This is a genomic window from Halomonas sp. AOP13-D3-9 (assembly GCF_052379125.1).
Lineage (GTDB): Bacteria > Pseudomonadota > Gammaproteobacteria > Pseudomonadales > Halomonadaceae > Vreelandella.
This window is the reverse complement of the sequence record NZ_JBQSYH010000046.1, coordinates 1-2,448: the sequence shown is the minus strand read 5'-3', so window position 1 is coordinate 2,448 and position 2,448 is coordinate 1. Positions and strand designations below refer to the sequence as shown.

Here is a 2,448-nt window from a genome sequence, read left to right as displayed (position 1 = left end):
TGTTAATGGCCATCTAAAATGACCCACTAATGGCCATTAATTTTGACCCACCCCGGGTGGCTTTGGCCACCGAACTCTGTAACTTCCCTGGCCATATACATTAGCCCGGGACAAATCATTGAAGGAGTGGGTTGTGATACATAAAATCAAGGCACTGTACGATCAAGGGCGAGGCCTTTCTGTGCGGGCCATTAGCCGTGAGCTGGGCATTGCCCGCAACACCGTACGCAAATACCTGAAGCTCGATGAGGCGGCCATCAGCGACGCCCAGGAAGATCCGTCACGCACCAAACGGCTGGATGAACACAGGGACTTCCTGATCCACCAACTCAAGGCCTATCCCCAACTCAGTGCCGTCAAGCTGGCGCGCCGTCTGCGCGATAAAGTGGGCGAGATACCGGCCTCCGACCGTAGCCTGCGCCGCTATGTCCGAGCACTCAAGGAGCAGGTGGCCAGTGGCCAATGCCGATACTACGAGCCCGTGGTGGAGGCCGTACCTGGCGTTCAGTGCCAGGTGGATCCCGGTGAACTACGCGGGGTACTCATTGCCGGCGTGGAGCGCACGGTCTACTTCGTGGTCTTTGTGCTGGCCTGCTCACGTCTGATGTATGTGGGGGCGCGCCTGAAGCCGCTCGATACCGACGCCTTCATCCAGTTGCACGACGAAGCCTTCCGCTACTTTGGTGGCATGACCGAAGAGTGCGTCTACGACCAGACCAAAATGGTGGTCATCAGCGAGCAGTACCGGGAGCTGACCCTCAACCAGCGCTTCCACCAGTACGCGACCACTGTCGGCTACCGCATCCATGCCTGCGAAGGCTACGACCCAGAGAGCAAGGGCAAGGTGGAAGCCGGGGTCAAGTACGTCAAGCAGGACGCCTTCTACGGCGAGTGCTTCGAGAGTGAGGCGGCCATGCACCAACACCTGCAGCACTGGCTTGAGGCGGTCGCCAATGCGCGCGTGCATGGCACCACCGGGCATCAACCCCGGGCGCACTTCGAGCGCGAAGAACGTGCTCAACTGCGGCCTTATGCAGCCCCCACGGCCTTGCTGCACAGCGCGCCAGCGCACGAGACCCGGCGTGCCGACAAGACCGGCCTGATCAGTTGGAAGGCCAACAAATACTCGGTTCCTCTGGCCTGGCAGCGCGCCCTGGTGGGTGTATCGGAACAGGACGGTGCCTTGCACATCCACGACCTGGAGACAGGCGAGCGGATCGCCACCCACACGCTGAGCCTGGAGAAGGGGCGCACGATCAAGAACAACCATCATTACCGGGATCCGGCTCAGCGCATTGCCGAACTGGAAGCAGCCATTGCCGAGCAGTTGCCTATTGGAACCAGCGAGGCACTGTGCCAGTTGCTCAAGAGCACCTCACCCAGGATCTACAAGGATCAGTTGGTCGGGCTGCGAGACCTGCTACTCAAGCACGCACCCGTGGATACCGAGTTATTGACGACCCTGACCCGGCACCCCCAGCTGACCACCTCGGCGGTACAGCGCTACCTCGAAGCCTGGGCGCAGGCTCAGGTGCGAGGTCGAACGCCTGATCGGGTCGAGTGCCCTGAGCCGAAGAACCGGTTGCCAGCAACAGCCCTTCAAGCTTATGCCCAGCTTGGCCACTCCAGTGGCCAGGAGGTGACCCATGAGTCGGCTTGAGCAAACTCAGGCCCAGTACCGCAGCCTGCGCCTGAACGCCACGGCGAAGCAGTTGGCCCCGCTGCTATCGCAGGCGGAAGCCAATGAGTTGTCGTACCTGGACTTCGCCGGACAGATCGCCCAGCACGAGTTAGATGAGCGCACCCGTAGCCGGATCATCCGCCACCTAAAACAGGCGCAACTGCCCGCGCGCAAGCCGCTGGAGGTCTTCGACTACCGCCACCAGACCACCATCACCAAGCGACAGGTGAACGCGCTGCTGGACTTCGGGTTCATCGACCAGCGCCAGAACCTGATCTTCATCGGGCCGCCCGGAGTGGGCAAAACGCATCTGGCCATCGGCATTGCGCTCAAGGCCATTGAGGCAGGCTACAAGGTGCTATTCCGCACCGCACTGGCCCTGGTGGAAGATTTGGAGCTCGCCGAGATGAAGGGCGAGCTCAAGAAACGGCTGAGCCAACTGGCGAAGTACGATGTGCTGGTGCTCGATGAATTGGGCTACCTACCGATGACGAAGCAGTCTCGCTACAACCTGTTCCAGTTGATCAACAGCCTGTACGAATACCGCAGCATCATTCTGACCACCAATAAGGACTTCACCAACTGGGGCGAGTTCTTCCACGATGATGCGGTTGCGGTACCGATTATTGACCGGGTTATCCACCACTCACACATCTTTATGCTGGGAGGAGAGAGCTATCGGCTGAAGCAGAAAACAACGACTTAGGTAAAGGTAGGTGGGTCAATTTTATTGGCCAAAGGTGGGTTAAAATAAATGACCATTGACA

2 protein-coding genes are annotated in these 2,448 nt (G+C 59.4%); both read left to right on the top strand.

All coding sequences use genetic code 11. The features are described from left to right. The first annotated feature begins 133 nt into the window (after positions 1-133). The gene (istA, locus tag ACT3UM_RS24110; RefSeq protein WP_498902541.1) at positions 134-1,660 is read left to right on the top strand and encodes an IS21 family transposase; all 1,527 of its coding nucleotides are present in this window, start codon (positions 134-136) and stop codon (positions 1,658-1,660) included. Continuing rightward, a complete protein-coding gene (istB, locus tag ACT3UM_RS24105; RefSeq protein ID WP_498902539.1) occupies positions 1,647-2,387 on the top strand; it encodes an IS21-like element helper ATPase IstB in 741 nt (246 codons plus the stop codon). The genes istA and istB overlap by 14 nt, the downstream gene beginning before the upstream one ends. The last annotated feature ends 61 nt before the right edge of the window (positions 2,388-2,448 follow it).

Coding starts and splice junctions, on each gene's coding strand:
- istB (WP_498902539.1), top strand. CDS start 1,647: ATGAGTCGGCTTGAGCAAACTCAGGCCCAGTACCGCAGCCTGCGCCTG.